At 77.4% G+C, this 25,157-nt stretch carries 23 protein-coding genes and 2 rRNA genes; 20 read left to right on the top strand and 5 right to left on the bottom strand.

The genetic code is table 11. The features are described 5' to 3' along the window. From BLW63_RS24070 to BLW63_RS24050, 4 genes are all read left to right on the top strand, one after another. A 23S ribosomal RNA gene (locus BLW63_RS24070) occupies window positions 1-93 on the top strand; the annotation flags it as partial. A gap of 126 nt (window positions 94-219) precedes the next feature. After that, window positions 220-336 (top strand): 5S ribosomal RNA (rrf, locus tag BLW63_RS24065). Window positions 337-1,402: 1,066 nt separating this feature from the next. After that, window positions 1,403-2,185 (top strand): tetratricopeptide repeat protein, encoded by a 783-nt coding sequence (locus BLW63_RS24055; protein ID WP_091161961.1) that lies wholly within the window; start codon window positions 1,403-1,405, stop codon window positions 2,183-2,185. Between the two features lie 99 nt (window positions 2,186-2,284). Continuing rightward, a complete protein-coding gene (locus tag BLW63_RS24050; RefSeq protein WP_091161959.1) occupies window positions 2,285-2,644 on the top strand; it encodes a single-stranded DNA-binding protein in 360 nt (119 codons plus the stop codon). Window positions 2,645-2,651: 7 nt separating this feature from the next. Here the strand turns inward: BLW63_RS24050 and BLW63_RS24045 are convergent, their stop codons facing one another. After that, window positions 2,652-3,935: a DUF1015 domain-containing protein gene (locus BLW63_RS24045; protein ID WP_091161957.1), complete on the bottom strand. Its 1,284-nt coding sequence runs from the start codon at window positions 3,933-3,935 to the stop codon at window positions 2,652-2,654. Between the two features lie 108 nt (window positions 3,936-4,043). Here BLW63_RS24045 and BLW63_RS24040 point away from each other — a divergent pair, with 108 nt between their 5' ends. Beyond that, window positions 4,044-4,439 carry a tetratricopeptide repeat protein gene (locus BLW63_RS24040; protein ID WP_091161980.1) on the top strand — a complete coding sequence of 132 codons (396 nt, stop codon included), beginning with the start codon at window positions 4,044-4,046 and terminating at the stop codon, window positions 4,437-4,439. Further along, window positions 4,436-5,512: an HAD-IIA family hydrolase gene (locus BLW63_RS24035; protein WP_091161954.1), complete on the top strand. Its 1,077-nt coding sequence runs from the start codon at window positions 4,436-4,438 to the stop codon at window positions 5,510-5,512. The genes BLW63_RS24040 and BLW63_RS24035 overlap by 4 nt, the downstream gene beginning before the upstream one ends. A 233-nt stretch (window positions 5,513-5,745) precedes the next feature. Here BLW63_RS24035 and BLW63_RS24030 read toward each other — a convergent pair whose 3' ends face one another. Continuing rightward, on the bottom strand, window positions 5,746-6,075 hold the full coding sequence (locus BLW63_RS24030) for an alkyl sulfatase C-terminal domain-containing protein (protein ID WP_244522777.1): 330 nt from the start codon (window positions 6,073-6,075) through the stop codon (window positions 5,746-5,748). A 287-nt stretch (window positions 6,076-6,362) separates the two neighbouring features. Here BLW63_RS24030 and BLW63_RS27545 point away from each other — a divergent pair, with 287 nt between their 5' ends. The 5 genes from BLW63_RS27545 to BLW63_RS24005 all read left to right on the top strand — a co-directional run bounded on the left by BLW63_RS27545 (window position 6,363) and on the right by BLW63_RS24005 (window position 11,141). Further along, complete coding sequence (locus tag BLW63_RS27545) at window positions 6,363-6,518, top strand: hypothetical protein (RefSeq protein ID WP_211517276.1); 156 nt, start codon at window positions 6,363-6,365, stop codon at window positions 6,516-6,518. Then, window positions 6,518-7,378: a TlyA family RNA methyltransferase gene (locus BLW63_RS24020; protein ID WP_244522775.1), complete on the top strand. Its 861-nt coding sequence runs from the start codon at window positions 6,518-6,520 to the stop codon at window positions 7,376-7,378. The genes BLW63_RS27545 and BLW63_RS24020 overlap by 1 nt, the downstream gene beginning before the upstream one ends. 70 nt (window positions 7,379-7,448) lie before the next feature. Continuing rightward, window positions 7,449-8,495, top strand: a complete 1,047-nt coding sequence (locus BLW63_RS24015; RefSeq protein ID WP_091161948.1) for an NAD kinase — start codon at window positions 7,449-7,451, stop codon at window positions 8,493-8,495. After that, complete coding sequence (gene recN, locus BLW63_RS24010) at window positions 8,470-10,305, top strand: DNA repair protein RecN (RefSeq protein ID WP_211517275.1); 1,836 nt, start codon at window positions 8,470-8,472, stop codon at window positions 10,303-10,305. Before BLW63_RS24015 ends, recN begins: the two co-directional genes overlap by 26 nt. 119 nt (window positions 10,306-10,424) lie before the next feature. Next, window positions 10,425-11,141, top strand: a complete 717-nt coding sequence (locus tag BLW63_RS24005; protein WP_091161946.1) for a class I SAM-dependent methyltransferase — start codon at window positions 10,425-10,427, stop codon at window positions 11,139-11,141. Between the two features lie 177 nt (window positions 11,142-11,318). On the opposite strand, the gene BLW63_RS24000 is transcribed toward BLW63_RS24005, so the two are convergent. Then, complete coding sequence (locus BLW63_RS24000; protein WP_091161944.1) at window positions 11,319-12,152, bottom strand: TetR/AcrR family transcriptional regulator; 834 nt, start codon at window positions 12,150-12,152, stop codon at window positions 11,319-11,321. A gap of 164 nt (window positions 12,153-12,316) precedes the next feature. Between BLW63_RS24000 and steA the strand changes: the two genes are divergently transcribed. From steA to BLW63_RS23960, 8 genes are all read left to right on the top strand, one after another. After that, window positions 12,317-13,504 carry a putative cytokinetic ring protein SteA gene (steA, locus tag BLW63_RS23995; RefSeq protein ID WP_091161975.1) on the top strand — a complete coding sequence of 396 codons (1,188 nt, stop codon included), beginning with the start codon at window positions 12,317-12,319 and terminating at the stop codon, window positions 13,502-13,504. Beyond that, on the top strand, window positions 13,501-14,454 hold the full coding sequence (locus tag BLW63_RS23990) for a copper transporter (protein WP_091161942.1): 954 nt from the start codon (window positions 13,501-13,503) through the stop codon (window positions 14,452-14,454). Before steA ends, BLW63_RS23990 begins: the two co-directional genes overlap by 4 nt. After that, window positions 14,451-15,455, top strand: a complete 1,005-nt coding sequence (locus BLW63_RS23985) for a hypothetical protein (protein WP_244522774.1) — start codon at window positions 14,451-14,453, stop codon at window positions 15,453-15,455. The genes BLW63_RS23990 and BLW63_RS23985 overlap by 4 nt, the downstream gene beginning before the upstream one ends. 73 nt (window positions 15,456-15,528) lie before the next feature. Beyond that, window positions 15,529-17,154 (top strand): murein biosynthesis integral membrane protein MurJ, encoded by a 1,626-nt coding sequence (murJ, locus tag BLW63_RS23980; RefSeq protein ID WP_091161939.1) that lies wholly within the window; start codon window positions 15,529-15,531, stop codon window positions 17,152-17,154. Continuing rightward, window positions 17,147-18,280 (top strand): glycosyltransferase family 4 protein, encoded by a 1,134-nt coding sequence (locus tag BLW63_RS23975; RefSeq protein WP_091161936.1) that lies wholly within the window; start codon window positions 17,147-17,149, stop codon window positions 18,278-18,280. Before murJ ends, BLW63_RS23975 begins: the two co-directional genes overlap by 8 nt. Then, window positions 18,277-20,697: a hypothetical protein gene (locus tag BLW63_RS23970; protein ID WP_091161934.1), complete on the top strand. Its 2,421-nt coding sequence runs from the start codon at window positions 18,277-18,279 to the stop codon at window positions 20,695-20,697. Before BLW63_RS23975 ends, BLW63_RS23970 begins: the two co-directional genes overlap by 4 nt. Further along, window positions 20,672-22,411, top strand: coding sequence for a CTP synthase (locus BLW63_RS23965; protein ID WP_091161932.1), 1,740 nt, complete (start codon window positions 20,672-20,674; stop codon window positions 22,409-22,411). The genes BLW63_RS23970 and BLW63_RS23965 overlap by 26 nt, the downstream gene beginning before the upstream one ends. A gap of 79 nt (window positions 22,412-22,490) precedes the next feature. Next, the gene (locus BLW63_RS23960; protein ID WP_091161930.1) at window positions 22,491-23,084 is read left to right on the top strand and encodes an NUDIX domain-containing protein; all 594 of its coding nucleotides are present in this window, start codon (window positions 22,491-22,493) and stop codon (window positions 23,082-23,084) included. Between the two features lie 64 nt (window positions 23,085-23,148). Here the strand turns inward: BLW63_RS23960 and BLW63_RS23955 are convergent, their stop codons facing one another. Next, window positions 23,149-23,838: a hypothetical protein gene (locus BLW63_RS23955; RefSeq protein ID WP_139263775.1), complete on the bottom strand. Its 690-nt coding sequence runs from the start codon at window positions 23,836-23,838 to the stop codon at window positions 23,149-23,151. A gap of 5 nt (window positions 23,839-23,843) precedes the next feature. Further along, window positions 23,844-24,476 (bottom strand): hypothetical protein, encoded by a 633-nt coding sequence (locus BLW63_RS23950; RefSeq protein WP_091161924.1) that lies wholly within the window; start codon window positions 24,474-24,476, stop codon window positions 23,844-23,846. A gap of 95 nt (window positions 24,477-24,571) precedes the next feature. Here BLW63_RS23950 and BLW63_RS23945 point away from each other — a divergent pair, with 95 nt between their 5' ends. Further along, window positions 24,572-24,991, top strand: a complete 420-nt coding sequence (locus BLW63_RS23945) for a GlcG/HbpS family heme-binding protein (RefSeq protein ID WP_091161922.1) — start codon at window positions 24,572-24,574, stop codon at window positions 24,989-24,991. Window positions 24,992-25,157: the final 166 nt, after the last annotated feature.

Raw genomic sequence — 25,157 nt, 5'->3', positions numbered from 1 at the left:
GCCCCCGCTCAGACCAGCGGGTTGATAGGCCGGAAGTGGAAGCACCGCGAGGTGCGCAGCTGACCGGTACTAACCGGCCGAGGGCTTGACCACACGACTACACCACCCCCCACCCCCGGGCGGGCGGGTAGCCGGCGACCAACTGATCGATACCACGCGTCCACTGTGCGGTTCTGAACGCACCAACCCCCACCGGGGTCGGTTCCCGTTCACCTGTGTTACGGCGGCCATGGCGAGAGGGAAACGCCCGGATCCATTCCGAACCCGGAAGCTAAGCCTCTCAGCGCCGATGGTACTGCCCCGGAGACGGGGTGGGAGAGTAGGACGCCGCCGGACAACACCTCCCAGAACGGGGGTCGGAGCCACGTGCTCTGACCCCCGTTCTGGCGTTTCCGCATGCTCTCTGCAGCACGACGCGTGCTGCACCCACTCCTGAGGTACGCATCCACACATGACTTCACCGCGACGAGGCGCCGGCGGTACCGGCGGACAGGGACCCCGGGGGGGTCGGGGCGGCTCCGGCCAGGGCCGCCCGCAGGGTCGGGGCGCCGGTCCGCGCGGTGGAACGGCCGGTCGCGGCGGTCAGGGGTCCTGGCAGGCCCGGCGACCCACCGGTGGCCGGTCCGAGGACGACCGTGGCAGGTGGGAGGAGCGTCGTCCCCAGGGGGAGCGACCGCAGCGTCGGGCCCAGGACGAGGGGGCCGTGCCGGAGCGCCCCGGGCGGTCGGACTGGCATGACCGCCGTCCGCAGCGGGAGGGCGGTGCCGCGACCGGCGGGCCACGACGCGAGTGGCAGGACCGGCGCCCGCAGGCAGGCCGGCCGGCCGGCGGGCGCGGGGACTGGCGCGACCGACGAGCGGAGGGCGAGCGGGGCCGGGACGACCGACCGGTCCGCCCCGACCGGCGTCCGGAGCGGGGTCGCCCGGCGCGTAGCGACTGGCACGACCGGCGTCCGGAGCGGGGTCGCCCGGCGCGCGGCGACTGGCAGGACCGCCGTCCGGAGCGGGATCGTCCGGCACGTGGCGACTGGCAGGATCGCCGTCCGCCCGGAGACCGCGACCAGGGTGCTCGCACCGCAGGGCGCGACCGGCCGCGCGCGACACGGCCCGACGGACCCGGCGCGGACCGGTGGGAGGGACGCCCGCAGCATCCTGGTGGCCCGCGCGATGGGGGGCAGCCCCGCGGGGGTCGTCCGGGTGGACAGCGCAGCGACTGGCGCGACCGGCGTCCCGCCGACGACCGTCGCGGAGGTCCGGACCGGGGTCCGCGACCGTCCCGGAGCGGGGACCGTACGCCGCCGGCGCCCACGGGCCCGGAGGTCCCCGAGTGGGCCGACCCCCGCGACCTGGACCAGTCCGTCAGGGCGGCACTGCGGGGGCTGGACCCGCGCAACGCGCAGCGGGTGGCCAGCCACCTGGTCGTCGCCGGCACGCTCATCGACGACCAGCCCCAGGAGGCCCTGGCGCACGCGCGGGCCGCGCGCGACCGGGCGTCGCGCATCGCCGTCGTGCGGGAGGCCGTGGGCGTGGCCGCGTACCACGCCGGCGACTACGCCGAGGCCGCCCGCGAGCTGCGCGCCTACCGCCGGATGAGCGGGGACCCCGGCTACCGGGCGGTGCTCGCCGACTGCGAGCGCGCCGTGGGCCGCCCGGAGGTCGCCCTGCGGCTGGTCCGGGACGCGCTGGGCGAGGGACCCGACGCGGAGGAGACCGTCGAGCTGCGCCTCGTCGAGGCCGGGGCCCGACAGGACCTCGGTGAGCTCTCCGCGGCCCGGCTGGTCCTGGAGGGTGCCCTCGGCGGCTCTCCGCGGCCGGACGCCGTGGACCTGACCGACCCCTCGGCGCTGCGGCTCGCGGCCGCCTACGCCGACCTCCTCGAGGCGGCCGGCGATGACGCGGGCGCCGAGCACTGGCGTGCCGCGGTGGCGGTGTACACGCCGGAGGAGGACGTCGAGTTCGCCGAGGAGGAGCTGCCTGTGCCCGACGCGGTGCCGGCCGCGGACGAGGAGCCCGCAGCGGTGGTGCCGGCAGCCGGGGTTCCCGAGGCGGCCGACGAGGACGTCGAGGGCACGGACGAGGCCGGCGGGGCGGTGACCGGCGACCACGACTTCCACGACGACGTCGAGGCCGAGGTCGCCGAGCTGCTGGGCGAGACCGACGGATCCGAGGACGACGCCGAGCACTGACCACCGACAGGCGCGCTCCCGTCGTCCACACCGGCGCCGCCGGTCCACAGACCGGCGGCGCGCCTGGTCGGGCCGGGGACGCCCGGCGAGGCTGCCGTCATGAGCGTGGCTGTGATCGACCGGAACGACGTGGTGCTCCGCGGGAGGCTGTCGGCCCCCGCCGAGGTGAGGACGCTGCCCAGCGGCGACACGCTGGTCAGCTTCCGGCTGGTGGTGCGCCGGCCCGAGCCGCGGGTCAGGGGGCAGTCGACGGACACGCTGCCGTGCATCACCTACGACCGCGCGCTTCAGCGGCGCGTCACGGCGTGGCGGGCGGGCGACGTCGTCGAGGTCGAGGGTGCGCTGCAGCGGCGGTTCTGGCGCACCGCCGGCGGTGGTACGGCGTCGGTGACGGAGGTTAACTGCCGCCGCGGGCGCAAGGTGCCGCGGTCGGCGAGCCCCGACGCCCGCACTGCCTGACCGGCGGTCAGTCGTCGTGCGGCCGCAGCACCAGTCCGGTCCGCGGCTTGGGCACGAACAGCGTCGACTTCCGGGGCATCCTCGCGTTCGCCCGGGCGACGGCGGCCACGTCGGCGGGCGAGGGGGCGCGCAGCAGCAGGGCCACGCCGGAACGGCGCCGCGCGCCGTCCAGCGCCTCCTCGACACCGTGAGCGATGACCACGCCGTCGTCGCTGTCCCGGCTCCACAGCCGCTGCACCAGGCCGTGGTGGGCGAGCACGACGTCCAGGCCGCGCCACGCTCCGGGCGCCTCCCGCGGGACGGCGTCGAGCACCTTCCCCGTGGGGGAGCCCAGCCGCACCAGGCGGGCTCCGTCACTCACGAGCAGGCCCGACTCGAGCGGGTCGGCGATCCACCGCCGGACGACCTCGGCGACGGCCTCCGAGCCCTGCGGCAGCTCGGTGACCCGGAACCCGGCCGAGGCCGCGGCGAGCGCCTCGTCGAGGACCAGGTCGGGCACCAGCCGGTGGATGGGCTGCACCTGCAGCCCGCCGGGGCCCATGGGGGTGACCAGGGCGAGGACGGCGCGCGCCCCGTGCGCTCGCGCCGCGGCGAAGCGGTGGTGACCGTCGGCGATGACCGCGCCGGTCTCGGCGAGCGCGGCGGTGACCGGGCCGGTCAGCACCGGGTCGGTGACCCGCCACAGGGCGTGCCGGACACCGTCGGCGTCGGTCACCTCGAGGGTCGGTGCGCCGTCCTGGGCAGCGGCGGTCAGCGCCGGGAGGCCGGGGTGCGGATCGTGCGCGAGCACGATGGGCTCCAGGTCCGTCGCGGTGGCCGCGAGCAAGGCACGGCGGCCCTCCACGGCGCCGGGGAAGGTGTCCTCGTGCGGCAGGACGGCGCGGGAGCCGGCTGCGGGCACCCCCACCGCGGCCAGCCAGCCGACCGTCTCGGGAGCGCCGTCGGAGGGGCGCAGCGTGTAGACCCACAGCGCCGGACCGGCGTCGCGCTCGAGCACGCCGGTGCGCTCCCAGTCGCGCAGCGTCCCGGCGGCCTCGGCTACCGCGCGGTGCAGCGCGTCGGCGCCGTCGGGTCCGGACGCGACGCGGGGCAGGATCAGGCGCACGATGTTGTGCGGGTCGGCGGCGGCCAGGCGGTCCCGGCCCTCCGGGGTCACCAGGTCGTAGGCTGGCGAGCTCACCCGGGCGAGGTGGCCGGGGTCTCGTCGTCGGTAGACGAGGGCGCGGAAGGGTCGGACCTCGAGTCCCGTCGCAGCTGCCGGGTACGCGGGGTCCGCCGACGACGAGAGCACGACAGGAATCGTAGGAGCGGTGCGCTCCGGTGGGTGCGAGGGTCCGGCTGCGGGGGAGGGCCGGCGACCCCGGCACCGGCTGGCGACACCCGGAGCGAGGGAGCGATGGTGTCCGACGCGGGGGTGCCCGACGGCGACGTGTACGACTGGTACCAGCGGGGGCTGCAACTGCTGGCCAACCGGGACCCGGCGGCGGCGGCGACGATCCTGGCGCGCGCCGCCGAGGCCGAGCCGGATTCGCGCAGCCTGCTCGAGGCCCTGGCACGCGCCCAGTACGACGCCGGCCGCTACACCGACGCGGTGGGCACCTTCCGCGAGCTGACCGTCCGCAACCCGGCCGACGACTACGCGCAGTTCGGCCTGGGCCTGGCGGCCAGCCGGGCGGGTGACCTGGACCTGGCGGCCGAGCACCTGGCCCTCGCCGTGGCGATGCGGCCCGACCTCGGCCACTACTCCCGGGCGCTGCGCGGCGTACGGGCACGCCGCGGCGGGGAGACCCCGTGAGCGGCACACCGACCCCGCTGGCCGTCGGCAAGGTCCGGCCGCCGCACCAGGAGTACGACGTCGCGCTGCTCGACCTCGACGGCGTGGTCTACGTCGGTCCCGAGGCGGTGCCCGGCGTGCCCGAGGCGCTGGCCGCGGTGCGGGCGGCGGGGATGCGGCTGGGCTTCGTCACCAACAACGCCTCCCGCACGCCGGAGGAGGTCGCCGGGCACCTCACCGTCCTCGGCGTCCCGGCGAGCCCCGCCGAGGTGATCACGAGCTCCCAGGCGGCGGCGACGGTCGTGGCGCAGCGGCTCGGCGCCGGGGCGCGCGTGCTGCCGGTCGGCGGACCGGGCGTGGCCGCCGCACTGGAGGCCGCGGGCCTCACCCTGGTGGCGGGCGCCGAGGAGGAGCCGCTCGCGGTGGTGCAGGGCTACGGCCGCGACGTGGGGTGGACCCAGCTCGCCGAGGCCGTGGTGGCGGTCCGCAACGGGGCCCAGCACGTGGCCACGAACGCCGACGCCACCATCCCGTCGCCGCGCGGCCTGCTGCCCGGCAACGGTGCGCTGGTGGGCGTGGTGAGCGCCGTGACCGGCCGGCGTCCGCTGGTGACCGGCAAGCCGGACCCGACCATGCACGCCGAGTGCGTCCGCCGCACGGCCGCCCACCGCCCCGTGGTGGTGGGCGACCGGCTCGACACCGACGTCGAGGGCGGGCGCCGGGCCGGTGCGGCGACGCTGCTGGTCCTCAGCGGCGTCACCGACCCGGCGACCCTGCTCGCCGCCGGCCCGGACCGACGGCCCGACCTGCTCGCGCCCGATGCCGCGGGTCTGCTCACCGCCCATCCCGCGGTCGTCGCCGCCGGCGACGGGAGGTGGCGCTGCGCCGGTTGGACGGCCCGGTCGGCGGACGGCGTCCTCCGGCTGAGGCGCGACAGTGCCGAGGGACCCGGGAGCGCCGACGGGCTCGACGGGCTCCGCGCACTGTGCGTCGCGCACTGGACCCGGCACCCCGAGGCCGTCGCGCCGGCGGAGGTGACCGCCGAGGACGAGGCCGCAGCCGACGCGCTGCGGCACTGGGGTCTGGCGTCCTGAGGTGGCCCGGGGAGCCGCACGGCCCTCCTGCCGACGCCCGCTGCCGGCCCCGTCCAGGGCATCCCGCGAGCTCTGACGGCCCACGTGCAGGGTCCCGCCGCCGGCCCCGCCCAGGGCACCGCTGGCCCCCTGCAGGGTCCCGCCGCGAGCGGGCGAGTGGTGGGGGCAGGGGGTCCTTCCACGGGGGGGAGGAGGACGGGGTCCTCTCACTGCGGGGGCAGGAGGCTCCTCCCTCAGAGGAGGGAACGCAGCCGGAGCATGTCGCGAAGACCGGCCTCCAGCTTGACCCGCCCCGACGCCCAGGCCGGGCCGAACGACAGCCGGCCGTCGGTCAGGGAGACGAGGTCGTCACTGGTCATGGTGAGCCGGATGTCGGCCTTCTCCAGCGACTCGCCGTCGGACTCGGTTCGCAGCTCACGCACCGAGCCGCGGGCCAGCCGGCCACGGACGACCTGCCCCAGGTCGGTCAGCCGGCAGGACAGGCTGCGGTCGAGGCCCTGGGCCGCCGGCTTGGCCGCGAGGTCGCCGAGGATGCCCTCGAGGGCGGTCATGCACTCCTTCATCGTCGCCACGCGGGCACGCCTCCATCGGGTTCGGGGACCGGGCGGCCGAACGCTAGCGCCCGCCGGCGACCCGTGCGCGTCGCCCCCGGCCGGTACCCTCGCGGGCCGGGGGAACAGCACGGGGTCGCACCCCGGACGCCGGTCCCCGAGGTCCCGCCGGCGCCCGCCCGCGCCGCGCCCGTCCACCCGAGAGGCCACCGATGACCGACCCGACCCCACCGCGACCGGTCCCGGGGCCTCCCCGGCCCGGCCCGGGGGGTGGTCCGGCGCCGGTCCCGACCGGGGCGGTGCCGGCCGGGGCCCCGCCGGCGGGCACCTCGGCCGCGGACGGGGGCGCGCCCCTCGCCGACCTCGCCCACCGGCCGGTGGCCGAGCACGTCGCCGTCTTCGAGGCCGAGCACGCCCGGCTGCAGCGCGAGCTCGGCACGATCGACCAGCTCTGATGGTCCGCCGCAGCCGGCTCGACGCGGAGCTCGTGCGGCGGGGCCTGGCCCGCTCCCGGGAGCACGCCGTGGCGCTCATCGCCGAGGGGCGGGTCGCCGTCTCGGGGCGGGCGGCCTCCAAGCCCGCCACCGGCGTCGGCGCCGACACGCCCGTCGTCGTCCGCACCGATCCCGACGAGCCGAGCTGGGTGTCCCGCGGCGCGCACAAGCTGGTGGGCGCCCTCGAGGCCTTCCCCGTCCCGGTTGCCGGCCGCCGGGCGCTGGACGCCGGCGCGTCCACCGGCGGCTTCACCGAGGTGCTGCTCCGCCGGGGGGCCCGGGAGGTCGTCGCGGTCGACGTCGGCTACGGGGAGCTGGCCTGGTCGCTGCGGACCGACGAGCGGGTGCGGGTGCTCGAGCGCACCAACGTCCGCACGCTCACGCCCGAGCAGGTCGACGGCCCGGTGGACCTCGTCGTCGCCGACCTGTCGTTCATCTCGCTGCGCCTGGTGCTGCCTGCCCTCACCGCGTGCGCCACCGCCGCGGCCGACCTGCTGCCCATGGTCAAGCCGCAGTTCGAGGTCGGCCGCGAGCGGCTCGGCGCCGGCGGCGTGGTGCGCGACCCGGCGCACCGGCAGGACGCCGTCCTGACGGTGGCGCGGGCCGCCGCCGAGCTGGGCTGGGGGACGGCCGGCGTCGTCGCCAGCCCGCTGCCGGGGCCGGCCGGCAACGTCGAGTTCTTCCTCTGGTTGCGCCGGGACGCCGGGCCGCCGCGGGAGGACGACGTGCGCCGCGCCGTGGCGGAGGGCCCATCGGAACGGGTAACCACGACCCGTCGGCCCGCGGGCACCGCGGCCGGCACACCCGAGGAGGACCAGTGAGCGAGCCTTCGAGGTCACCCAGGGACGCGGCACTGTCCGGCACGCGACCGGGCGCCGGCGAGGAGGAAGCGTGACAGAGGTCAGCCCCACCGTGTGGGCGCCCAGCGGGAGCCGGCACGTGCTGCTCACCGTGCACACCGGCCGCCAGGACATCGTCGAGCTCGCCCGCAGCTCCGCCGCCCGCCTGGCCAAGGGCGGCATCACCGTGCGGCTGCTCGAGGACGAGGCGGCGGAGCTGGGCATCGAGGGCGCCCAGGTGGTGCCCGCCGATGCCGAGGCCGCCCGCGGCGCGGAGATCGTCATGGTCTTCGGCGGGGACGGCACCTTCCTGCGCGCCGCCGAGCTCGCCCGGTACAGCAACGCCGCGCTCATGGGGGTGAACCTCGGCCGGGTCGGCTTCCTCGCCGAGACCGAGCCCGAGGCGGTCGAGGAGACCCTGACCGCGATCGAGCGCTGCGAGTACTCGGTGGAGAAACGGCTGGCGATCGAGGTCGACGTCCTCGACGCCACCGGCGCCGTCGTCGGCGGCACCTGGGCGTTGAACGAGGCGTCGGTGGAGAAGTCCGAGCGCTCGCGGGTGCTCGACCTCGTCGTCGCCATCGACGGCCGCCCGCTCACCAGCTTCGGCTGCGACGGCGTGCTGTTCGCCACGCCCACCGGCTCCACGGCCTACGCGTTCTCCGCCGGCGGGCCGGTCGTGTGGCCCGACGTGGAGGCGATGCTGGTCGTGCCGTCGAACGCGCACGCGCTGTTCGCCCGGCCGCTGGTCACCTCACCGGACTCGGTGCTCACCGTGGCCATCCCGACCGACGGCAACCGCGCCCGTGTGTCCGCCGACGGGCGGCGCGCGCTGGAGGTGCCGGAGGGTGGCCGGGTCGATGTCCGCCGGGCCGCCCGGCCGGTGCGCATCGCCCGGGTGCACGCCACCACGTTCGGCGACCGGCTGGTGGCCAAGTTCGGCCTCCCGGTGCGCGGGTTCCGGGACGCGCGCCGGCACGACCCGGGGCACGAGATGAGCCACGAGACGAGCCAGGACCGCAACGTGCTGGCCCGCGGCTGGGTCCGCGGGGACGGAGGGGAGGGCGACCGCGGTGGCGGCACGGACGACGACGCGTGAGACCCGGCGGCCGGCCCGCACGGCGCAGCCGGCCGCGCCGGTCGCCGCTGCGGAGCCGGCCGACGGCGGGACGACGCGGGGCCGGCTGACCGAGCTGCGCATCCGCGGCCTCGGCGCCATCGACGACGTCACCCTCGAGTTCGGCGACGGCCTGACCGTGGTCACCGGGGAGACCGGCGCGGGCAAGACGATGGTGGTCACCGGGCTGACGCTGCTCTTCGGCGGCCGGGCCGACCCCGGGCGGGTGCGCGCCAGCGGCCGGGCCGGTGTCGAGGGGCGGCTGGCCCTGCCAGCCGACTCACCGGTGTGGGAGCGGGCGGCCGACGCCGGCGCCGACCCCGACGACGACGGCACGCTGATCCTGGCCCGCACCGTGAGCGCCGAAGGGCGCTCGCGTGCCCACCTCGGCGGCCGGAGCGTCCCGGTCGGCGTCGTCGCGGAGCTCGCCGAGGGGTTGCTCGCGGTGCACGGACAGAGCGACCAGCTGCGGCTGTCCCGCCCGGCCGAGCAGCGCCGGGCCCTGGACCGCTACGCCGGCACCGCCCACCTGGAGCTGCTGGACCGCTACCGCGAGGCGTACGGCCGGTGGCGGCAGCTGGCCGGCGACCTCGAGCGCCGCCGCAGCCAGGCCCGGGAGCTGGCGCAGGCCGCCGACGTCCTCCGGCACGGGCTGGCGGAGATCGAGGCCGTGGGCCCGCAGCCGGGGGAGGACGACGAGCTCGACGCCCAGGCGCGGCGGCTCAGCGACGCCGACGCGCTGCGCGCCGCCGCCGACGAGGCCCGCACCGCGCTGGTCGGCGACGTCACCGGTGACCTCGGCGACGACCTGCCGCAGGACGCCAGCGCCGCGCTGGCCATCGCCGAGCGGGCGCTGGCGGCCTCCGACGACCCGACGCTGGTGATGCTGGCCCAGGACCTGAACGACGCGGTCGCGGTCGTCTCCGACGTCGCCGGGCAGCTGGCCGGCTACGTCGCCGACCTCGACGCCGATCCCGCCCGGCTGGCCGAGGTGATGGACCGCCGCGCGGCGATCACCGCCCTGGTCCGCAAGTACGCCGACGTCGGTGAGGGCGTGGCCGGCGTCCTGGGCTGGGCCGAGGACGCCCGCCGCCGCCTCGACGAGCTCGACGTCTCCGACGAGGCGCTCGAGGCGCTGGAGGCCGCCCGCGACGCCGCCCGGGCCGAGGTCGACGACCTCGGCGCGCAGGTGTCGGCCGGCCGGCGGGCGGCGGCCGACGGCTTCGCGGCCGAGGTGGGCCGCGAGCTGGCCGGGTTGGCGATGAAGAGCGCGCGCGTCTCGTTCTCCATCGACAGCGACGCCGACGCCCCGGGCCCCGAGGGCGTCGACGAGGTGGCGCTGCTCATGGCCGCGCACCCCGGCGCCCCGCCGCGGCCGGTGCACAAGGGCGCCTCCGGCGGTGAGCTGTCGCGGGTGATGCTCGCCATCGAGGTGGTCTTCGCCGGCGCCGACCCGGTGCCGGTGATGGTGTTCGACGAGGTAGACGCCGGGGTCGGCGGGCAGGCTGCCGGGGAGATCGGCCGGCGTCTGGCGCGGCTGGCCCGCCGCCACCAGGTCGTCGTCGTCACCCACCTGGCGCAGGTCGCCGCGTTCGCCGACACCCACCTGGTCGTGGACAAGTCCCCGGACACCGGCGCGGGCGTGACCGCCACCGACATCCGGGCCGTCGACGGCGAGGAGCGGGTGCGCGAGCTGGCCCGGATGCTCTCCGGCCTGGCCGACAGCGACACCGGGCAGGCGCACGCGCGGGAGCTGCTGGCCGTGGCGGCGACCGCCCGGACGGCGGCGTAGCGGGGGCGGACAGGAGTGACGGCGGAACGCGTGGGGTAGGGCCGGATCGTGCCCCACCGACGTCGCACTGCCGCAGCCGCGCTGCCCCCCACCCCCCGTCCGCTGACCGGTGCCGCCCGGTGAGCTGCTTCTCCTCCGCCGACGAGTCCGCGCACTACGGGTTCAGCGTCTGCATGCTGCTGCAGCAGTACCGCGGGCAGCTGGGCTGGGCGCGCGAGGGCGTCGTCGAGCTCGGCACCGGCGACGCCACCGCCATCGCCGACGTGGTGGCCGGGCTGCCGGAGCTCCGGGTGCGCAGCTTCGACATCAGCGCCTCGTCGGTCGAGCGGGCGCGGGAGAACATCGCCGCCCGCGGAGTCGCCGACCGGTACACCGTCGAGCTCGGCGACTTCTTCGACGGCGCCGACTCCGCGGCCCCGCCGCCAGTGGCCACGGTGATCGCCAACCCGCCCTACATCCCGGCGCCGGACCGCGACATCCTCATGCCGGAGCTGTGGGGCGGGGTGTACGGCAACGACCTGGTGCTGCAGCTGCTCAAGGCCGGCTACCGCAACGTGGTCACCGCGGTGCCGAGCTACGCCGACCCGGAGACGACGGTCCGGACGGCGGAGGACCTCGGGTACCGCGTCGTGAACTTCCTCGCCATGGGCCTGGACTACGGCGAGTACAGCAGCGAGCCCAGGGTGCGCGACCACGTCCGCCGGCTGGTCGCCGAGGGCCGCGGCTGGGCGGGGGAGGACGAGTACATGGTCGCCGTCGCGCTCTTCACGCAGGACCCGGACATCCCCGGCGACCGCGCCGGCCAGCTGCTGCGGGCCCTGCAGCTCCCAGCCTGACCACCGGCGGCCATGAGGTGAGCCGCCCTGCGGGGCGGTCCGACGAGTGGGGCCCGGAGGGTCCCGCGACGACGGCCAGGTGGGCTGAGCTCAGCCGAGGGACGGCACCTGGCCGCGGTGCGGTCCCGAGGACCGCAGTGTCATCGCGGTGCAGTGCGGAGGACCGCGACGTCACCGTCACCTCCGCTTGGCGTAGCCGGCGAGCCCGAACTGCAGCAGCGCGAGACCCCGCTCGCCGCGCGCGCGCAGCTCCGCGGACAGCGCCGGGCCCGAGACACCGGTGAGCACGCGGTCCCGGGCCAGCTCGAGCAGTGCCGCGTAGAGGCTGAGCACCGCGTGGGCGGCCAGCCACGGCGCGAGCTCACCGGGCTCGGCCTGCGTCTCCTCGGCGATGAGCTCCGCCAGCGCGGTGGTCAGCTCGCCGAGGATCTCCCGCTCGCGGACCTGCAGCGTGCGGCTGCCGCGGATCACCCGCGCCATCTCGGCCACGCCGGCCGCGGCCTCGGGCGCGCCGAGCCCGCTCATCGCCCGGACGACGAAGGTGCCGGCCGCGGCGCTGACCGACTCGCCGGCCGGCCGGCGGCGCACCGCCTCGAGCAGCGCCGCGCGCATCGGGGGGTCGGCCTCGAAGACCAGCCCCTCCTTGACCGGGAAGTGGTTGAACACCGTCTTCTCGACCACGCCGGCCCGCTGCGCGATCTCCACGACGCTGACCGCGTCGAACCCGCGCTCGGCGAACAGCTCGGCGGCGGCCTCGATGATCGTGGCGCGGGTCTGCTGGCGACGCCGATCGCGCAGACCGGGGCCGCGCAGCGCCCGCCGGCCGCGCCGGCCGCGGGCGGGCGGCTCGGGCTCGGCGGCCGCGGGGGGAGCGGCCGCACCGGGCAGCGCGGGGGCCTCCTCCTCGGCGTCCTCCGGGGCGGGCAGCTCGCGGACGACCGCCTCGGGCGACTCCGGTCGGATCTCGTCGCCGGAGTCCGTGCGGCCGATCGCCTGCGCCCCTGGAGTCACCCGCCCAACGCTAGACAGCACTACTGGACGCTCCGGCGGGACTGGTGGACCCGCGTGTCCGGCGTGTCGCCGGCCCCGTGGTGTCGCACACTCTGCGTGAGCGGAGGATCGCCGATGCGCGTCGGAGGGCGGCGGCCACAGGCCTCCGTGGGAGAGTGCAGGCCATGCGCATCGGCTCTCTCCGCCGTGGCCGGGCGCCGGAAGCGGCCCCGGGAGTCACCGGCACCGTGCGGCTGGACCGCCGCACCAAGAACCTGACCAAGCGGCTGCGCCCCGGCGACGTCGCGGTCATCGACCACGTCGACATCGACCGGGTCAGCGCCGACTCCCTGGTCGCGTGCAGGGTGGCCGCGGTCGTCAACGCCGCGCCCAGCACCTCCGGCCGCTACCCGAACCTGGGCCCCGAGATCCTCGTCGGCGCCGGCATCCCCCTGGTCGACGGCGTCGGCAAGGACGTGCTGTCGGCGGTCAGGGAGGGGACGCCCGTCCGCGTCGACGGCAACCAGCTGCTGCTGGAGGACGGCACCGTCCTCGCCGAGGGCACCGAGCAGACCCCCGAGACCGTCGCCGACGCGATGGCCGAGGCGCGGGCCGGGCTCTCGGTCCAGTTGGAGGCCTTCGCCACCAACACGATGGAGTACATGAAGCGCGAGCGCGCGCTGCTGCTCGACGGCGTCGGCGTGCCCGACGTGACCACGCAGATCGAGGGCCGGCACGTGCTGGTCGTCGTCCGCGGCTACGACTACAAGGAGGACCTGCAGGCGCTGCGGTCCTACATCCGGGACTACCGGCCGGTGCTCGTCGGCGTCGACGGCGGCGCGGACGCCCTGGTCGAGGCCGGCTACCGGCCGGACATGATCATCGGCGACATGGACTCGGTGAGCGACGACGTCCTCAAGAGCGGCGCCGAGGTCGTCGTCCACGCCTACGCCGACGGCCGCGCCCCGGGCCTGGCCCGCGTGCAGGACCTCGGCGTGGACGCGATCACCTTCCCCGCGGCCGCCACCAGCGAGGACATCGCGATGCTGCTGGCCGACGAGAAGGGCGCCAAGCTCATCGTCGCCGTCGGCACCCACGCCACGCTGGTGGAGTTCCTCGACAAGGGCCGCGGCGGCATGGCCTCCACCTTCCTCACCCGGCTGCGGCTGGGCGGCAAGCTGGTCGACGCCAAGGGCGTGAGCCGGCTCTACCGCAGCCGGATCTCGACCCTGACGCTGGTCGTGCTGGTGCTGGCCGCCTTCGTGGCCATCGGGTCGGCCCTGGCCGTCTCCGCGGCCGGCCGCGTCTACCTCGACCTGCTGGTCGACCAGTGGAACAGCTTCGTGTTCTGGTTGGAGAACCTCTTCTCGTGATCGACTTCCGCTACCACCTGGTCTCGCTGATCGCGGTCTTCCTGGCCGTCGCGCTGGGCATCGTCATCGGCACCACGGCGCTCAACGCGCCGATCCTCGAGGACCTCGAGGGCGAGGTGGCCGCGCTGGCCGAGGACAAGCGGGAGCTGGAGACCCAGACCCAGGAGCTGCAGGCCCAGGTGGACACCGGCGACGCGTTCGGGCAGGCCGTCGCCCCCGCCCTGGTCGCCGGCAGCCTGGCCGGGCGCAGTGTGGTGCTGGTCGCCATCAGCGAGGACGTCGCCGTCGAGACCGTCGAGGAGCTCACCACCCTCGTCGGTGAGGCCGGCGGCACGGTGACCGGCACGATCCGGCTGCAGCCGGGCTACACCGACCCGGCCGTCGCCGCGGAGGTGCAGAGCTACGTCACCGGGCCGGGGCTGCCGACCGGCGTCACGCTGCCCGAGACCGACGACACCGGCCAGCTGGTCGGCTCGCTGCTGGGCCAGGTGCTCATGCGCCCGGCCGCGCCGGGCGCCACGGTGCCCGACACCGCCGCGCTGTCCTCCGTCCTCGCGGGCCTGCGCGCGCTGGACGTGCTGGACGTGGAGTCGGCCTCGGTCACCCCGGCCGACTTCGCCGTGCTGCTCACCGCCGGCGCGCCGGCCGAGGAGGACGGCGCGCAGCGCACCGACACCCTCGTCGACCTCGCGCTGGCCCTCGACGCCGCCGGCTCGGGCGCCGTCGTCGCCGGGGATGCCGCGTCGGCCGGCGATCCCGGGCTGGTCGGCGTGATCCGGGCCGACCCGGAGGACTCCGCGGCCGTCTCGACCGTCGACAACGTGGACACGGCGCCGGGACGGATCAGCACGGTGCTCGCCCTCGGCCGGGAGGGCGCGGGCACGTCGGGGGCCTACGGCGTGGGTGAGGACACCCAGCCGGTGCCACCGGTCCCTGCCGCGGCGCCGTGACCGGCCGGCGGTCCGGCGGAGGCGCGCGGCGCCGGGCGCTGCTGGCCCTCGGCGGCGCGGCCGCGGCCCGGCTCGGCCTCGCGGCCGCGGCGGCGCTCGACGCCCGCCCGGCCGGCGCATCCTGGCGGCGCACCAACTACGCCGGCCGCCCGGTGACCCTGCTCGGCGGGCCGGCGCTGGCGGTGGCCGCGACGGCGTCCGCGGTGGTCGGCGCCCCGGCCGGCACCCGCGTGGCCGCCGCGCTGGTCGGGGGCGTGTCCGGGCTGGTCGGCGGCTACGACGACCTCGCCGGTGCCCGGGCCGAGCAGGCGCGGGACAAGGGGCTGGCCGGGCACCTGCGGGCGCTGCGCGCCGGGCGGGTGTCGGCCGGCGCGGTGAAGGTCGCCGGCATCGGCGCGGCCGCCGCGGCCGCGGCCCTGCTGTACGACGACCCCGCTGCCGCCCACCGGCCCCGTCCGGGGCACCGCCCCCGCGTTCTGACGGCCCCCTTGCCGGGTCCCGCCGCGAGCCTGCGAGTGGCGGGCGGCAAGGGGGTCCTCCAGAGGGACGACGGGCTCCTCCCACCCGCAGCGGGGCCGCTCCATCGCCTCACCACGCTCGCCGACGCCGTCCTCACCACCGGGCTGGTCGCCGGCACCGCCAACCTGGTCAACCTGCTCGACCTGCGCCCGGGCCGCGCGGCGAAGGCCGCCGCCCTCGCGGCCGCCGCCGGGCTGGGCGGGCCGTCGGGCGCCCTGGTCGCCGGACCGCTCGGCGCGGACCTGGCCGTGCTGCCGGCCGATCTGGGGGAACGGGTGATGATCGGCGACTGCGGCGCCAACGCCGTCGGCGCGCTGCTCGGGCTGCGGCTGGCCGCGGTGCCGGGCCGGCCGGCGCGCGCCGGCGCGCTCGCGCTGGTCGCCGGGCTCACGCTGGCCAGCGAGCGGGTCAGCTTCACGCGGGTCATCGAGGCGACCCCCGTCCTGCGGGAGCTGGACCGGCTCGGCCGCCGTCGTGCGTGAGCGGGCCCGCGAGCTCACCGATGGACGGAGCGACGCCCGTCATGCGGACGACGAGCGATAGCAAGGAGGGCGCATGACGCGGGCGCAGGCCGTCCGCGGGGTCGCCGGCGCCGCCGCGCTGATCGCCGTCCTCACCGTGCTGGCCCGGCTCGCCGGCTTCGGCCGCACGCTGGTGTTCACCAACGCCGTCGGCGCCGGCAGCACCGGCGACACCTACCTGGCCGCGAACAACGTCCCGAACATCGTCTTCGAGGTGGTCGCCGGCGGTGCGCTGGCGAGCCTCGTCGTCCCGATGCTCGCCGGCGGCATCACCACCGGCGACCGCGAGCAGGTCCGGCGCACCGCCTCGGCGCTGCTGGGCTGGAGCCTGCTGGTGCTCACCCCGCTGGCCGTGCTGCTGGCGCTGTGCGCCGAGCCGGTCGCCCGGCTGCTGCTGGGCTCCGGCGACCCGGTGCAGGTCGACCTCGCCGCCCGCTTCCTCGTCGTCTTCGCCCCGCAGGTCGTGCTGTACGGCCTCGGCATCGTGCTGACCGGCGTGCTGCAGGCGCACCGCCGGTTCGCCGCGCCCGCGCTGGCGCCGCTCCTGTCGAGCGTCGTGGTCGCCGGGGCCTACCTGACCTTCGCCGCGATCGGCGGCAGCCGGACGGCGGAGGGGCTGGGCACGCCCGCCGAGCTGGTGCTGTCGGTCGGGACGACGCTCGGCGTGGCGGCGCTGTCGCTGTCGCTGCTGCTGCCGGTGCGGCGGCTGCGCCTGGGCCTGCGACCGTCGCTGCGCTTCCCGGTCGGCGCCGCGCCGCGGGTCCGCCGGCTGGCGGTGGCCGGCGTGCTCACCCTCGCCGGGCAGCAGCTGCTGGCCGCGGTGGCGATCCGGCTGGCCAACGCCGGCGCGCCCGACGGCACCCAGGTCGTCTACGCCGCCGGGCTGACGGTGTTCCTCGTGCCGTGGGCCGCGCTGGCGGTGCCGCTGGCCACCTCGGCCTACCCGGGACTGGCCGAGCGCGCGGAGACCGGCGACGAGGCCGGCTTCCGGCGGGCGCTGGCGCCGGTGACCGCCCTCGTCCTCGTCACCTCGACGGTCGCCGCCGCGGTGCTCGTGGCGGTCGCGGGCCCGATGGCGGGGGTCTTCCTCGCCGGTGAGCCGGCCGCTGTCGTCGGCGCGCTGCGGGACACGGTCGTCGCCTTCGCCCCGGGGCTGCCCGGCTACGGGGTGGTGGCGGTGCTCTCCCGCGCGCTCTACGCCCGCGGTCTGTGGCGGGCGCCCACGGCCTGCGTGCTCGGCGGCTGGCTGCTCGCGGTCGCGGCGGACGTCGTCCTCGCGGGCGTGCTGCCGGCGGCCGACCGCGGCGTCGCCCTCGCCGCCGGCCACAGCGCCGGGGTCACGGCGGCCGGGCTGGCGCTGCTCGTCGTCGTCGCCCGGGTGGTCGGCCCGGCCGGCCTCGCCGGGGTCGCCCGTACCGGGTTGCCTGCCGCGGTCGCCGCCGCCCTCGCCGCGGCCGCGGGGCTGGCCGTCGCCGGCGCGCTGGGCGCCGACCCGGTGCCGGAGGGCCGCCTGCTCGCGACCGTCGGCGCCGGGGTGCTGGCCGCGGCGGCCGCCCTGGCCGTCGCCGCGGCGGTCATGATGGGGACCGCGCGGCGACCGCTCGCAGTGGCTGCACGCGCGCTGCGTCGGAGCGATCGCCAGGAGGTGCACGGTGGCTGAGCGGCTCCCGCTGCAGGGCCGCCGGGTGGCCGAGGTCCTGGCCACCAGCACCGGCGGGGTCGGCACGCACGTGCGCGCGGTGCTGCCCGGCCTCGCCGCGGCCGGCGCCGACGTGCGGGTGTGCGGGCCGGCGGCGACCGAGCGACTGTTCGGCTTCACCGCCGCGGGAGCAGGCTTCGCGCCGGTGGGGATCTCCACGGGTCTCTCACCCGGAGCCGACGCCCGCGCCGTCGCTGCGCTGCGCCGGGCCGCCGCCGGCGCCGACCTGGTGCACGCCCACGGCCTGCGCGCCGGCCTGGTCGCCGCGGCGGCGCGGCGGCGCGGCCGGCCGCTGGTGCTCACCCTGCACAACGCCCTCCCCGAGCTCGGCGGCGCGCTGCGCCGGGTGCTGCGGCTGGTCGAGCGCGCCACGGTCCGCGCCGCGGACGTCGTGCTGGCCGCCTCCGGCGACCTCGCCGAGAACGCCTGGCGGCAGGGTGCGCGCGACGTCCGGGTCGCGCCCGTCTCCGCCCCGCCGCTGCCGGCCCCGGCCCGGCCGGCGGCCGAGGTCCGCGCCGAGCTCGGGGTGGCCGATGGTCGGGCCCTGGTGGTCGCCGTGGGTCGACTGCACCCGCAGAAGGGCTACGACGTGCTGCTCGACGCCGCCGCCCGCTGGGCCGCCGGGGCCGGTGGGGGACTGGCCCAGCCGCCGCTCGTGGCCATCGCGGGCGACGGCCCGTTGCAGGACGAGCTGGCCGCCCGGATCGCCGCCGAGCGGCTGCCGGTGGCGCTGCTCGGCCGGCGCGGCGACGTCGCCGACCTGCTGGCCGCCGCCGATCTCGCCGTCCTGCCGTCGCGCTGGGAGGCCCGCTCGCTCACCGCGCAGGAGGCGCTGCGCGCCGGCACGCCGCTGGTCGCCACCCGCACCGGCGGGCTGCCCGAGCTGCTCGGCGACGGCGCGGCCCTGGTGCCGGTCGGCGACGCCGCGGCGCTGGCCGAGGCGGTCACCGGGCTGCTCGCGGACCCGGCGCGCGCCCGCTCGCTCGCCGAGGCCGGCACCCGGCAGGCGGCGACCTGGCCGGACGAGGCCGCGACCGCCCGGCAGCTCGTCGCCCTCTACCGCGAGCTGCTCGGCGCACCGCGATGAGCCGGCCCGCGGCGCTGCTGCTCGCGGTCCTCGCCGTGCTGGCGGTGGGGACGGGGACCGCGGGCGCCGCCGACGACGCGACCGCCGACCGGGTGGTCGTCGTCGGCGTCCCCGGCCTGGTGTGGGACGACGTCGACCCGCAGGCGACGCCGGCGCTGTGGGCGCTGGCTGAGGGCTCGCCGATCGGCGCGGTGTCGGTGCGCGCCGCGCGCGCCACCAGCTGCGTGCTCGACGGCTGGGCGACGCTCGGCGCGGGCAACCGCGCGCGCTTCCCGGCCCCCGACGAGTCGATCCCGCCCGTGCCGCTGCCGACCGTGCCGCTGCCGACCGTGCCGCTGCCCAGCGGGGCGCCGACCGGGGAGGGTGGGGCGGACACCGCGGCCCCGCCCCAGGAGCAGACCCAGCCGGTGCCGGTGCCGCCGGCCAGCCCCGCGCTGTCGCACTGCGGCCTGCAGGAGCGGCTGGCCGGGGCCGGCCTGGCCGATCCGCAGGCCGCCGTCGCCGCGGTCGCCGCCGACCCCGCCACGGCCCGCTTCGGCGCCCGGCCGGCGGCGCTGGGCGAGGCGGTCGGCTGTGCCACCGTCGTGGGCCGGGCGCCGGCGCTGGCCGTCGGCGCGCCCGGGGTGACCGTCGGGCAGCGCGAGCAGCTGCCCGCCGACCCCGGCGAGCTGCTGACCGGCTGTCCGCTGGTGCTCGTGGGCCTCGACGACCTGGTGGACGCCGGGGAGCCCGCGCTCGAGGGCAGCGACACCGGCACCGAGCCGCGGCCGCGTGCCGCCGCGCTGGCCGCCGTCGACGCCGCGCTCGGCCGGCTGGTCGAGGCGGTGCGGGCGGCGCCGGGGGAGACGCTGCTGCTGGTGCAGGGCATCTCCGAGGTCAACGACGGCCGGGCGCAGCTGCACGTGGGCATCGCCTCGGGCGCCGGCTTCTCCGGGGACCGGTGGCTGACCTCGGCGAGCACCGGCCGCGCGCCGTTCGTGCAGCTGATCGACACCGCCCCCACCGTCCTCGCCGCGCTGGGCCTGGACCGGCCGGCGTCGATGAACGGGCAGCCGCTGCAGCCCGGCGGCGAGCGCCCGCCGCTGGCCGAGGCGGTCGGCGTGCTCGAGCGGGCCAACACCGCCGCCTCGGTGCACCACCGCAGCACGGATGCCTTCTTCTGGGCCCTCGTGCTGCTCGACGCGGCTGTCGTCGGCCTGGGCCTGCTGGTGGCCGGCGGCCGGCGCCGCGACCGGGCGCCGCGACCGGCCGGGGACCGGCTGCGCGGCGCGCTGCGACCGGTCGCCCTGGGCGCCGCGGCCGTGCCGGTGGCCAGCTACCTCGCCGGGCTGCTGCCGTGGGAACGGGCCGCCGCACCCCGCCTGGCCCTGGCCGGGAGCGTCCTGCTCGCCGCGCTGGCGGTGCTCGCCGTCGCCGCGCTGGGCCCGTGGCGCCACTCCCGGCTGGGGCCGCCGGTCGTCGTCCTGGCCGTCACGCTGGGCACCCTGGTCGGCGACGTGCTGACCGGCTCGACCCTCGAGCTCAACGGGCTGCTCGGCTACGACCCGATCGTGGCCGGCCGCTTCACCGGCTACGGCAACCTCGGCTTCGGGCTGCTCGCGGTCAGCGCCCTGCTGCTCACCGCCGCGCTCGCCACGGCCGCCGCCCGCCGGGTCCCCGCGGGCCGCGCGCGGGTGGTGACCGCGGCCGTCGTGCTCGGCGCCGGGGCGCTCACCGTGCTGGTGGTCGGGGCGCCGGCGCTGGGCCGCGACTTCGGCGGGGTGCTCGCCGCGCTGCCCGGCTTCCTGCTGCTGGCCATGCTGCTGACCGGCACCCGCGTGACGGTCGCCCGGATGGCGGCGGTGCTGGCGCTGGCCGTGGCGGCGGTCGGCTCGCTGGCCTTCCTCGACTGGCTGCGGCCGGCCGCCGAGCGCAGCCACCTGGGCCGCTTCGTCGAGCAGCTGCTCACCGGGGAGGCGTGGACGGTGATCAGCCGCAAGGCGGAGGCCAACCTCGGCATCCTGTTCGGCAGCCCGCTGGCGTGGCTGCTGCCGGTCGCGCTGGTCGCCGTCGTCTGGCTGGTGCGCCCGGCGGGGGGACGGCGGGGCGGGTGGCTGCGGCGACGGCTGCCGGGGCCGCTGCGCGGGCCCGGGCTGCTGCGCGGCCGCCGCGACCTGCTGTCGCCCGGCGACCGCGCGGTGCTGCGGGCCGGGCTGCTGGCCGTCGCGCTCAGCCTCGCCCTGGGGGCGGCGGCCAACGACTCCGGCGTGGCGCTGCCGGCGACGGCGGCGTCCCTGCTGCTGCCGCTGCTGGTGTGGCTGGCCGCGGGCCCGCGGCCCGGCGGCGGGGTGGCCGACGGCACGGCCGCGGGCCCGGCGGGGGAGGCGGCCGATCGTGTTACGGTGGTCTCCCGTGGATCGACCGCATGGCACGCGTGACTACGACAACGGGGCAAGGGGTCTCCTCCACAACTCGCAGCCGACGAAGTTCGTCTTCGTCACCGGCGGAGTTGTCTCCTCGCTCGGCAAGGGCCTGACGGCCAGCTCCCTGGGCGCCCTGCTGTCCAGCCGTGGCCTCCGGGTCACCATGCAGAAGCTGGACCCCTACCTCAACGTCGACCCCGGGACGATGAACCCGTTCCAGCACGGCGAGGTGTTCGTCACCGAGGACGGCGCCGAGACCGACCTGGACATCGGGCACTACGAGCGGTTCCTCGACACCGACCTCACCGGCCGGTCGAACGTGACCACCGGCCAGGTCTACTCGGACGTGATCGCCAAGGAGCGGCGCGGCGAGTACCTCGGGGACACCGTGCAGGTCATCCCGCACATCACCAACGAGATCAAGTCGCGGATCATGGCCGCGGCCGAGGGCCCCGAGCGGGTGGACGTCGTCATCACCGAGGTCGGCGGCACCGTCGGCGACATCGAGTCGCTGCCCTTCCTCGAGGCCGCCCGCCAGGTGCGCCACGAGATCGGCCGGGGGAACTGCTTCTTCCTGCACATCTCGCTGGTGCCCTACATCGCGCCGTCGGGTGAGCTGAAGACCAAGCCGACGCAGCACTCGGTCGCCGCGCTGCGCAACATCGGCATCCAGCCCGACGCGGTGGTCTGCCGCTCGGACCGGGAGATCGGCACCGGCCTCAAGCGCAAGATCAGCCTGATGTGCGACGTCGATGCCGAGGGCGTCATCTCCTGCCCCGACGCGCCGTCGATCTACGACATCCCCAAGGTGCTGCACCGCGAGGGCCTCGACGCCTACGTCGTCCGCCGGCTGGGGCTGCCGTTCCGGGACGTCGACTGGACCGTGTGGGGCGACCTGCTCGACCGGGTCCACGCGCCCAGGCAGACGGTGACCATCGCGCTGGTCGGCAAGTACATCGACCTGCCCGACGCCTACCTGTCGGTGACCGAGGCGCTGCGCGCCGGCGGGTTCGCGCACAAGAGCCGGGTGCAGATCCGCTGGGTGCCCTCCGACGACTGCCAGACCCCCGAGGGCGCCGAGCGGGCCCTCGCCGGCGTCGACGGCGTCTGCGTCCCCGGCGGGTTCGGCGTGCGCGGGATCGACGGCAAGCTCGGGGCGATCCGCCACGCGCGGGTCAACGGCCTCCCGCTGCTGGGCCTGTGCCTGGGCCTGCAGTGCATGGTCATCGAGGCCGCGCGCAACCTCGCCGGGCTGCCCGGGGCCAACTCCGCCGAGTTCGACGCGGACACCCCCGACGCGGTCATCGCGACCATGGCCAGCCAGGTCGACGTCGTCGCCGGCCGCGGCGACATGGGCGGCACCATGCGGCTGGGCAGCTACCCGGCCACCCTGCAGAAGGGCTCGGTCGTCGCCCAGGCCTACGGCGCCACGGAGATCACCGAGCGGCACCGGCACCGCTACGAGGTGGCCAACGCCTACCGCGACCGGATCGGCGAGGCCGGGCTGGTCTTCTCGGGCACGTCGCCCGACGGCCTGCTGGTCGAGTTCGCCGAGCTGCCGCGCGAGGTGCACCCGTTCTTCGTCGGCACCCAGGCCCACCCCGAGCTCAAGAGCCGGCCCACCCGGCCGCACCCGCTGTTCGCCGCGTTCGTGCGGGCGGCGATCGACTTCTCGGAGTCCGCGCGGCTGCCCGTTCCGGTGGACGAGGCCGAGAAGGTCGGGATCTGAGGGTGACCGAGCTCGGGAGGTCACCGGAGAACAGAGCGTCGACGGCCATCAGGACGACGAGCGCCAGCGAGGAGGACTGATGGCCGAGCCCGCCCGGCCGGGGGAGTACGCGGTCCTCGCCAGCGAGACCGTGCACGAGGGCCGGATCATCACCCTCGTCAAGGAGACCGTCGCCATGCCCGGCGGCGGGGACAGCGTGCGGGAGATCGTCCGGCACATCGGCGCGGTGTGCGTCGCCGCGGTGGACGACGAGGGGCGGATCGTGATGGTCCGCCAGTACCGCCACCCGGTGCGCGGCTACCTGTGGGAGCTGCCCGCCGGTCTGCGCGACGCCGACGGCGAGGCGCCGCTGGCCACCGCGAAGCGGGAGCTCGCGGAGGAGGCGGGACTGGCCGCCGAGCGCTGGTCGCTGCTGGTCAACAGCTACTCGACGCCCGGGTTCTGCGACGAGGAGATCCTGCTGTTCCTCGCCGAAGGGCTCTCGCCGGTCGACCGGCCCGAGGGCTTCGTCGTCGAGCACGAGGAGCTCGACATGACCGTGGAGCGGGTGCCGCTCGACGAGGCGGTGCAGCGGGTCCTCGCGGGCGGGATCCGCAACTCCTCGGCGGTGATCGGCGTGCTGGCCGCCGCGCAGGTCCGCGCGGCCGCGCCGGAGCTGCGCCCCGCGGAGTGACGGACCCCCTTGCCCCCCGCCCCTCGCGAGCTCGCGGCCGGACCCGGCGAGGGGGCCGCCGTTCTCAGGAGATGACGACGGCGGACGAGGTGCCCACCTGCACCCAGCGCAGCACGCCGAACGTGTCGGGCACCTCCTCCTCGAGCCAGAACACGTAGGGGACGCCGGAGGTCAGCCCGCCGAAGGTCACGCTGACCGGCACGCAGTCGGCCGGCTGGGGCGCGATGAGCGACGGCGGCTCGGGCTGCAGGCCGGGCACCAGCCGCTGGCTGACCGCCTGCACCCGGTAGCGCTGGACGTCGGTGTGCCCGTCGGCCTGCCAGCTCACCGTGGCCGAAGCGACGCCGGGCACCACGCCGGGGAGGATCTGCCGCGGGTTGGCGTAGCCGCCGCACGACGAGGGCGGCGGGTCGGTGTCGGGCATGACGCCGTGGGGGACGCCGGGCCGCACCCGGACCTCGATCGGCTGCGGGCGCGGAACGGCCACTGCGCTGACCGGCGGGACGGCGGCCGGCGCGGCCGGGGGCGGGGCGACGACCCTCACCGGGCCCGGGAGCGCCGCGGCGACGGCCGGGGCCGCGGGCAGCGCCGTCCGGGAGGCGGTCACCGTCGCGGCGACCTCGGTGGCCGGCCCGCTGAGCGCGATCAGCCCGACCGCCGCCACCGCGGCGACCGTGCCGGTCCCGCGTCCCCGTCGTCGTGCCCGCCGTGCCACGCAGTACCTCCCGGTGTCCTCCCGGTCATCGGCAGTCACAGGGGTCACCTCAACCCCAACGGGCGCCCACCCCCCGCGAGGGTGTCCGCCGGCAGCCCGAGGCGGTCGAGCTCGACGGCGGCCAGCGCGTGGGTCGCGGCCGGGTCGCCGGCGCGCCACGCGTCGGCCGTGCCCGGCGGCAGGTCGGCCAGCCGGCCGAGTGGCGCGGTGGCCAGCGCCCGGGCGGCGAGGACGGCCGGGTCGGCGGCCGCCAGCCGCCGGGCGGCACCGGCCGCCCGCACCCACTGCACCCGCCACGGCAGCCAGCGCAGCAGGAGCCACCCCACCGGCAGGACGACGAGGACGACGGCGAGCACCGTGGCCAGGGTGCCGACGGCGTCCTGCGCGGCCTGCCCCGCGCCGCCGACCGACCCGCCGGCCGAGCCGAGGGCTTCGAACGGCGCGGCCAGGTCATCGCCGACGACCGGCACGTCCTGCGCCGCCGTCGCGGCCGAGGACATGCTGCCGGCGACCGACGCGCCGAGGTCCTCGACGGCCCGGCCCGGCTCGGCCAGGGCGAGGACCGCGCCGTGCACCGTCCGGGCGACCAGCACCCACAGCACCAACCAGGCTCCCAGACCCAGGTCGGCGGCCAGCTGGCGGCCGCGCAGCGCGGGCGACGGGGCGTAGAGGGGCATGGGCACTCCTCGGTCCGGACGGGCGACCCGACCACCTTCCGCTCCGCGGGCCCCGCCCGCAGGCGGAGCGCCCGGGGCCCTGGCAGGCTGGCCCCGTGCTGACCTCCGACCAGGCCCTGGCCCTCCTCTCCGCCGCCCGGGAGGAGTGCGCCCGGGTCGGCGTGCCGATGTCCTTCGCGGTGATGGACGCCGCGGGCCACCTGGTGGCCGCGCTGCGCAGCGACGGCGCGCCGTGGATCTCCACCGACGTCGCCCAGGGCAAGGCGTGGACCGCTGCCGCCTACGGCATGCCCAGCGCGGGGCAGAAGTCGAAGATGGACAGCCTGCCGAACTTCTCCACCGCGCTGGCGACCATGACCGGGGGCCGCTTCACGCCGCAGCCCGGTGCCGTCCCGGTCTACGCCGACGGGCAGCTGGCCGGGGCGCTCGGCGCCAGCGGCGGCACCGGCCAGCAGGACGAGGACGTCTGCAGCGCCGCGGTCACCGCCTGCGGGTTCGCCACCACCGCGAACTGAGCGGGACCCCCACCGCGGCCCCGGCGCCGTGCAGGGGCCCGCCGCGAGCCCGCGAGTGGCGGGGAGCACGGGGGTCCTTCTCCTAGACTCCGCGCGAGGCACGCCCCGACCGGGCGGCCCACGACGCGGTGGGGCGCCCGTCACCCTCGGGACGACCCGCCGGGAC

This window comes from Geodermatophilus africanus, assembly GCF_900107105.1.
GTDB classification, from domain to species: domain Bacteria; phylum Actinomycetota; class Actinomycetes; order Mycobacteriales; family Geodermatophilaceae; genus Geodermatophilus; species Geodermatophilus africanus.
Note: the sequence above shows the minus strand (reverse complement) of the source record. Positions and strands in the feature narration are given on the sequence as shown.